This window comes from Hylemonella sp. GW821-FHT12C09, assembly GCF_058807395.1.
On record NZ_JBXAQQ010000005.1, the window covers coordinates 305,087 to 313,131 of the forward strand.

Below are 8,045 nucleotides of genomic sequence, written 5' to 3' on the forward strand. Positions count from 1 at the left end.
CGTCCCCGCAAGAATGCCGCATAGCCCCAGGAGCACCGTGCCATGAAAGCCATTTTTCCTTCCGCCCCCGTTTTGCTGCTGGTCGCCGGCCTGTGGGCCGCGTCTGTAGCCCACGCCCAGCCGGGCCCGATCCCGCGTGATGTCGTTCAGTTCACGGCCTCGGCCACGCTGGAAGCCCGCCAGGACCAGCTCAGCGTGACGCTGCGCGCCACGCGCGAGGGCAGCGACCCGGCGCTGGTGCAGCAACAGCTCAAGGCCGTGCTCGACGCGGCCCTGGCCGAGGCGCGCCCCGCCGCCCAGCCCGGTGGCCTGGAGGTGCGCAGCGGCAACTTCAGCCTCTACCCGCGCAGCAACCGCGACGGGCGCATCAGCACCTGGCAGGGCACGGCCGAGCTGGTGCTGTCCGGCAGCGATCTGGAGCGCATTGCGGCCCTGGCTGGCCGCATCCAGGGCATGGCGGTGGCGCAGACGGTCTTCGGCCTGAGCCGCGAGCAGCGCGAACGCCTGGAGCAGCAGGCCCAGGCCCAGGCCATCGAGCGTTTCCGCGCCCGGGCCACGGAGATTGCGCGGGGTTTCGGTTTCAGCGGCTACAGCCTGCGCGAGATCACTATCAACAGCCAGGAGCAGGGCGCGCAGATCCGCCCGCGCTTCCTGGCCATGGAGGCGAAAAGCAGCATGGCCTCCGACGCGCCGCTGCCGGTGGAGGCCGGCCAGGCCCAGGTACAGGTCACCGTCAGCGGGTCGGTGCAACTCAAATAAAAACAAGCCCGGGTAAGTCCCGGGCTTGCACGGCTCCAGCGCCGACCTACACTGCTTGGAACAGCCATGTTGCCCCTGCCCACCTTTCAGAACCCCCGGCGTCCCGCTGCGGCCTTGCCTGAACCCAAGGTGGGCGACAGCATCGGGCGTTTCAAGCTGCGGCGCCTGGTGGGCCAGGGTGGGCAAGCCACGGTCTGGCTGGCGTTTGATCCGCGCCTGGAGCGTGAGGTGGCGATCAAGCTGCTGCGCCCCGAGCAGGGTGCCGATGCGGCGCTGGTGGCCCAGTGGCTGCAGGAGGCGCGCAGTGTGAGCCGCCTGACCCACCCCAACATCATCCCGGTCTTCGAGGCCGACGTGGAGGACCAGCAGCCCTACCTGGTCTTCGAGTACGTGCCGGGCCAGACCCTGGCCGCGATCCTGCACCAGCGCGGCGCACTGCCGCCGGGCGAGGCGGTGGGCCTGATGGTCGACGTGCTGGAAGCACTGGCCGCCGCGCATGCGGCCGGCATCGTGCACCGCGATCTCAAGCCCTCCAACGTGCTGGTCGATGCCAGCGGCCGTGCGCGCGTGATGGATTTCGGCATCGCCGTGCGGGTGCAGGAGAGCGAGGCACACCCTGTGCCGGCCAAGGCCGCGCAGGCGACCGGTGGCACGCCGGGTTATATGTCGCCGGAGGCGGCCACGGGCGCGCCGCCGACGCCGGCCATGGACATTTTTTCCGCCGCCGTCGTGCTGACCGAGATGCTCAGCGGCCAGCGCCTGATCGACGAACGCGATCCCTGGCGCGCCATGCAGCGTGTGGCGCTGGAGGACCTGCAGCTGCCCCCCGAGCTGGGCGGCGAGGCCGATGACGCGCTGCGCGCCATCCTGCTGCGTGGCCTGGCGCGCGACCCGCGCCAGCGCCACCCCTCAGCCCAGGTGTTTCGCGACGAGTTGAAGAAATGGCTGCGACCGGTGACCACGCCGCTGAGCGATGCCGATGAAAAAGGCAGCAGCGGCACCGTGGAGTTCCTGCTGCGGCGCATGCGCCACAAGAGCGATTTCCCGGCCATGTCGGGCTCCATCGTGCGCATCCAGAGCATCTCCAGTTCGGACCGCGAGAGCGTTGCGACCCTGACCAACGAGATCCTCAAGGATGTGGCGCTGACCAACAAGCTGCTGCGCGTGGTCAACACCCCGCAGTACGCGCGCGGGGGCACCATCAGTACCGTGTCGCGCGCGGTCACGCTGGTGGGCTTCAACGGCATCCGCAACATGGCGCTGAGTCTGGTGCTGCTCGAACACATGCAGGACAAGGCCCACGCCAGCTTGCTCAAGGAAGAGTTCCTGCGCTCGCTGATGGCCGGCTCGATTGCCATCGAACTCAGCCCGGTGCGCAGCGAAGGCGAGGAGGCCTTCCTGGGCGCCATGTTCCAGAACCTGGGGCGTCTGCTGACGGAATACTATTTCCCGGAAGAAGCGCGTGCCGTGCGCGCCCTGACCGGCGGCAAGGAACCCGTGTCCGAGGACAACGCCACGATCACGGTGCTGGGCATCAGCTACGAGCAGCTGGGCGTGGGCATCAGCAGGGCCTGGCATCTGCCCGACACCATCCAGCACTGCATCCGCAAGCCGAGCGGCCCGGCGCCGGCCACGCCGCCCAAGGAGCTCGCCGACCGGCTGCGCTGGATCGCGCTGGCTTCCAATGAGATGGCCGATGCCTTGCTGCACAGCGAGCCGAAGTCTGTCCAGGTCAAGCTGGTGCAGGTGGGCCAGCGTTATGCGCGGTGCATCGGTATCGACGCCAAGGGCGTCGACACCGCGACCCAGCGGGCGCGTGAAAAGCTGGCCGAGCTGGCGCGCGCCATGGAGTTCAAGGTGGCTGCCGATTCGCCCGCCGCCCGCCTGCTGCAGACCGCGCCCACGGGCGGGGCGGCCCCGCTGACCGTGACGCTGCATGACCCGGTCGGGACGGATCCTTTTCACGACTCGGTGGGCTCCTTTGAATTGCATGCCACCCAGCCCGTGACGCCCGAGCAGATCGCGGCACTGGCGCTGGAGTCGCAGCGCGTGGCCGAGATGCTGGCGGCCGGCATCCAGGACATCACCAACGCCATGGTCGAGGACTTCAAGCTCAGCGACATCCTGCGCATGATCCTGGAGACCATGTACCGGGCCATGGGCTTTCGCCAGATCGTGTTCTGCATGCGCGATGCCAAGCAGGACGCCCTGACCGGCCGCTTCGGCCTGGGGCCGGGCGTGGAGCAGATCGTCAAGTCCTTCCACGTCCCTCTGCACCCCCAGAAGAGCGACCTGTTTTCCGCGGTCTGCAGCAAAGGCGTCGATACCATGATCAGCGACGCGGGCGCCACGCGCGTGGCCGAACGCCTGCCAGATTGGTACCGTACAGCGGTCCACGCATCGTCTTTCCTGCTGTTGCCGCTGATGCTCAAAGGCGCGCCTTTCGGCCTGATCTATGCCGACAGGGGGCAGCAGGGTGAGTTGCAGCTGGGGGAAAAGGAGCTGGCGTTGCTGCGTACTTTGCGCAATCAGGCGGTGATGGCGTTTCGGCAGTCGTCCTGAGTTTCTGTTGGCCTAGCCAGGCCCTGGTGGACGTGGCATTGTCGGGATGTGCCCCCGACAGGGCAGTAACTTTCTCTTGCGTGCCCAAGAGAAAGTCACCAAAGAGAAGGGCAGCCGAAGTCAGGGCCCCGCGGGGTACCTTGCGCTGCTCGCATCGGGCGGGGTCGGGCTAAACTCGCTGCGCTCAAACAACGCCCCCCTGATCCGCCCGCTGCTGCGCTGCTCAGCCCTGCCACACGGCATGGGGACCAGACAGCCGACAGCCAGAATCCGACAGCCGAACCCCACAAGGACGCGCCATGGCGCGTCCTTGTTGTCTTTGGTATTGGTATTCGGTTCCCCCCCCTCGCCGTAATGAGGAGGCGAGTAGCGCAGGGAGCGGCGGAAAAAGAAGCGCAGATGTTTGAGCGTAGCGAGTTTCTGCGCTTCCCGCTGCTCCCGAGCAACGCAGCGTGCCTGTAGCGTAGCGGAGGGCCGACGAATCCGGCTCGCCTTCTCTTTGCGAAGCAAGAGAAAGTGAGTCGCCCGCCGGGGCGAGACCCGGCAAAGCAAGCGTGCCAGACCAAAGGGCACAGGAGGGCGTCAGCGTCGCCGCGCCGTCCTCACCCCCGACAACCCCTCCACCGTCGCCAGCACCTTCCCCAGCCGCCCCGAATCCGAGATCTCCACGGTGAGCGTCATCCACGCCACGCCCTTGACGGTCTGCGTCTGGGCGCCGACGACGTTGAGCTTGTCCTTGGAGAAGACTTCCAGGATGTCGCGCAGCAGGCCCTGGCGGTCGGCGGCTTCGATGGACACGTCCACCGGGTAGAGCGGCACTTCACCGCCCTTGGGCACGCCCCATTCGACCTCGATCACGCGCTCGCCGTGTTTGGCCACCAGTTGGTGCAGGTTGCTGCAGTCGGCGCGGTGCACGCTCACGCCCTTGCCGCGCGTGACAAAACCGCGGATCTCATCCGGTGGCGCGGGTTTGCAGCATTTGGCCAGTTGTGTGAGGAGGGAATCGACGCCCACCACCAGCACGCCGCCGCGTGAGCTGCTGCCGCCCTTGAATTTCTTGAGCAGGGCCTGCTCGTCGGCTGGCGCCGGCGGTTCGGCCGGGCGCAGCACGGTCTCGATGCTGCGCAGGGAGAACTCGTCCTTGCCGACGACCTCGAACAGGGCCTCGGCCGAGGCGAAACCCAACTGCGCGGCCAGGTCGTCCAGTTTGATGGCGGTGCGGCCTTCGCGCTGCAGCAGCTTTTCCACCGCCTCGCGGCCACGTGCAATGGTCTCGTGCGTGGCCTGGGCATTGAACCAGGCGCGCACCTTGCTGCGCGCACGCGGGCTGACCATGAAACCGAGTTCGCTGTTGAGCCAGTCGCGCGAGGGGCCACCTTCCTTGGCGGCGACGATCTCCACCGTCTGGCCGTTTTTCAGCGGCGTGTTCAGCGGCACCATGGCGCCATCGATGCGGGCACCGCGGCAGCGGTGGCCCAGATTGGTGTGCACGCTGTAGGCGAAGTCCACCGGGGTGGCGCCCTGGGGCAGCTCGACGATGGCGGCGTCGGGCGTGAGCACGTAGATGCGGTCCTCGAATACGCCTTGCGCCTGTTGCGGGCCCGAGAGGTCGCGCTCCCAGGCCAGCAGCTGGCGCAGCACGGCGATCTTGGCGTCGTAGGCGCTGTCGGCCGTCACGCCCGAGTAGCCCTTGGCGCCGGCCTCCTTGTAGGCCCAGTGCGCGGCTACGCCGTGCTCGGCGTGCTCGTGCATGGCCTGGGTACGGATCTGGATCTCGATGGGGCGACCCTCGCCGTCGCGCACGATGGTGTGCAGCGACTGGTAGCCGTTGGCCTTCGGCCGGGCGATGTAGTCGTCGAACTCCTCGGTCACGGGCGTGAACTGGCTGTGCACCCAGCTCAGCGCCGCGTAGCAGTCGGGCACGGAGGGAACCACGATGCGCAGTGCACGCACGTCGTAGACGTGGTCGAAGTCCAGCGACTTGCCGCGCATCTTCTTGACGATGCTGTAGATGTGCTTGGGCCGGCCCTGCACCTGTGCCGGGATGCCCTGGGTGCGCAGTTCGGTCTCCAGCCGTTCGCGCAAGCGCAGCACATAGTCCTCGCGCTCGATGCGTTTTTCATCCAGCAGGCGCGCAATCTGCTTGTAGGTGTCGGGCTCCAGGAAGCGGAAGGACAGGTCTTCCATCTCCCACTTGATCTCCCAGATGCCCAGGCGGTTGGCCAGCGGCGCGAACACGTTGAGCGACTCGGCCGCCAGGCCGGCAGGCAGCGCCTGTTTGGTGGCCGCGAAATAGCGCAGCGTCTGCAGGCGCGAGGCCAGGCGCAGCAGCACCACGCGCAGGTCGCGCGAGAAGGCCAGCAGCATCTTGCGCACGTTCTCGGTCTGCGCCGCCGTGGTCTGGGCCATGGGCACCGGTGTGCCAGCGCGCAGGGCCGCCTGCTGGGCTGCGCTGGCCTGGCGCTGCACCTGCACCAGCTTGGTGGTCTCCACCGCCAGTTCGGCATAACTCTCGCCGAAGGCCTTGGCAATGGTCTCCTGCGGCTTGTTCAGGTGATTGCTGGTGTAGACCAGGTAGCAGGCCGCCTGCATGGCCTCGGAGCCGCCGATGGACCGGAGGATGGCGGCGACCGCATCGGCGTGGGCGAGGGTGTTCTCACCGGTGTCCAGCGCTTCGTTGGCCAGCAAAGGCTCGGCAAAGGCGCGTGCGCGGGCCAGGGCGTGCGCCTGTTCGGGCAGGCTGTGGGCGGTGGCGGCGATCAGCGGCGAGCGCGTCTCGCCGCCGGGCAATTCGGAAGCGTGGCTTTTCATGGGGAACTCATGCGCCAGCGCCGAGCAGGAAATCGCAGACGACCTGAACCTGGTCGGCTGCGACCAGGGTGGGGGCGTGGCCGACGCCGGGGAACTCGACCAGCTGCGCGCGCGGGCCGCGTTGGGTCATGGCCAGGGCCGTCTCGGGCGACAGCAGGTCGGAGTTGGCGCCGCGCAGCAGCAGCGTGCGAGCCGTGATGGCGTCGTATAGCTGCCAGAGTGTCTTTTCGCCTTGCGCCGAATTTTCCTGCGTCAGCGTGCCATAGGGCACGGCAATGGCCGGGTCATAGTGCAGCATGAGACCACTGCCATCGCTGGCCGGCTTGAGCATGGGCCGCGTCAGCGCCATCCACTGCTCGCGTGTGTGCGGACCGAAACCCACGGAAATCAGGCGCAGCGCCTCGGCTGCCTGCTCGACGGAGCTGAAGCGCACCAGTGCGCCCAGGTACTCGCCGATGCGCTGGATGGCCTGCCAGGAAATGGCCGGGCCCACGTCATTGAGCACGAGCTTGCGGATCTTGTACGGCAGCTGAGGCTGGCCGGCCAGCACCAGACCGATCAGGCCGCCCATGCTGGTGCCGACCCAGTCCAGCGTCACGGGCTTCAATTCGCCCAGCAGCACCAGCATGTCGGCCGCATAGGCGGGGATCTGGTAGCCCATGGGGTCCTGGAGCCAGTCGCTCTGGCCGCGGCCCGCCACGTCCGGGCAGACCACCCGCAGCTGGCCGCCGGCGCGATCGCACAGGGCCTGCGCCAGCACGTCGAAATCGCGCCCCTGGCGCGACAGGCCATGCACGCACACCACCACATGGCTCGCTGTCGGGTTGCCCCATTGCCACCAGGCCATGCGATGGCCGCCGGCGGCGTCGGGACAGGTTACGTAGTTCAGCGTAGGCTCGGACATGGTGAAATCAGATCATCGGGTGCACTTGGCATCATCCTAATTCAAACGTAAAGCCTTTATAGGAGACATCAGCATGCTCAAAGGAAAAACAGCCCTCGTCACCGGGTCCACCAGCGGTATCGGCCTGGGGATTGCCAAGGCCCTGGCCCGCCAGGGCGCCAACATCGTGCTCAACGGCTTCGGCGACGTCGAAGGTCCGAAGGCCGAGATCGCTGCGCTGGGTGTCCGGGTGGCCTACCACGGCGCCGACATGAGCAGGCCGGCCGAGATCGAGGACATGATGAAACACGCCGCCGCGCAGTTCGGCCGCGTGGACATCCTGGTCAACAACGCCGGCATCCAGCACGTGGCGCGCATCGAAGACTTTCCGCCCGAGCGCTGGGACGCCATCATCGCCATCAACCTGAGCAGCGCCTTCCACGCCACACGCCTGGTGCTGCCGGCCATGCGGGCGGCTAACTGGGGCCGCATCATCAACGTGGCCTCGGTGCACGGCCTGGTGGCCTCGGCCGAGAAGTCGGCCTACGTGGCGGCCAAGCACGGCATCGTGGGCCTGACCAAGGTCACCGCGCTGGAGAATGCCACCACGGGCGTGACCTGCAACGCCATCTGCCCGGGCTGGGTGCTGACCCCGCTGGTGCAGAAGCAGGTGGACGCCAAGGCCGCCGCGCTGAAGATCTCCAACGAGGAGGCCAAGAAGCTGCTGCTGGGCGAGAAGGAGCCCTCCATGCAGTTCACCACGCCGGATGAACTGGGCGAACTCGCCGTGTTCTTCTGTTCAGCCGCTGGCAACAATGTGCGGGGGGTGGCTTGGAATATGGATGGGGGTTGGGTGGCGAAATAAGAGCGCCCCTCTTCTTTCTATTTCATCCTCGGCTTGCGTAGCGAGCCGGGTCTCGCCCCGGCGGGCGAGGTCCTTTTCTTTGCTTCGCTGTATAGACCGGAGACATGGGAAACGGGTGTTCGGGGACATAGGAAACACTTTTCCTGCGCCGCAGGCGCCAGGAGA

Annotated in this window: 5 protein-coding genes; 3 read left to right on the forward strand and 2 right to left on the reverse strand. The window is 67.3% G+C overall.

The annotated features are described in order from the left end of the window. Nucleotides 1-42 precede the first annotated feature (42 nt). Together AC1RRP_RS11005 and AC1RRP_RS11010 are read left to right on the forward strand one after the other, a co-directional pair. On the forward strand, nucleotides 43-759 hold the full coding sequence (locus AC1RRP_RS11005; protein WP_493036051.1) for an SIMPL domain-containing protein: 717 nt from the start codon (nucleotides 43-45) through the stop codon (nucleotides 757-759). 66 nt (nucleotides 760-825) lie between these two features. Further along, nucleotides 826-3,321: a protein kinase domain-containing protein gene (locus AC1RRP_RS11010; RefSeq protein WP_493036053.1), complete on the forward strand. Its 2,496-nt coding sequence runs from the start codon at nucleotides 826-828 to the stop codon at nucleotides 3,319-3,321. A 582-nt stretch (nucleotides 3,322-3,903) separates the two neighbouring features. Here the strand turns inward: AC1RRP_RS11010 and AC1RRP_RS11015 are convergent. Together AC1RRP_RS11015 and AC1RRP_RS11020 are read right to left on the reverse strand one after the other, a co-directional pair. Continuing rightward, entirely contained in the window at nucleotides 3,904-6,132 is a 2,229-nt protein-coding gene (locus AC1RRP_RS11015) for a RelA/SpoT family protein (protein ID WP_493036055.1), read from the reverse strand. A gap of 7 nt (nucleotides 6,133-6,139) precedes the next feature. Next, nucleotides 6,140-7,036, reverse strand: coding sequence for an alpha/beta fold hydrolase (locus AC1RRP_RS11020; protein WP_493036057.1), 897 nt, complete (start codon nucleotides 7,034-7,036; stop codon nucleotides 6,140-6,142). Nucleotides 7,037-7,109: 73 nt separating this feature from the next. Between AC1RRP_RS11020 and AC1RRP_RS11025 the strand changes: the two genes are divergently transcribed. Beyond that, nucleotides 7,110-7,880 carry a 3-hydroxybutyrate dehydrogenase gene (locus tag AC1RRP_RS11025; protein WP_493036059.1) on the forward strand — a complete coding sequence of 257 codons (771 nt, stop codon included), beginning with the start codon at nucleotides 7,110-7,112 and terminating at the stop codon, nucleotides 7,878-7,880. Nucleotides 7,881-8,045 lie beyond the last annotated feature (165 nt).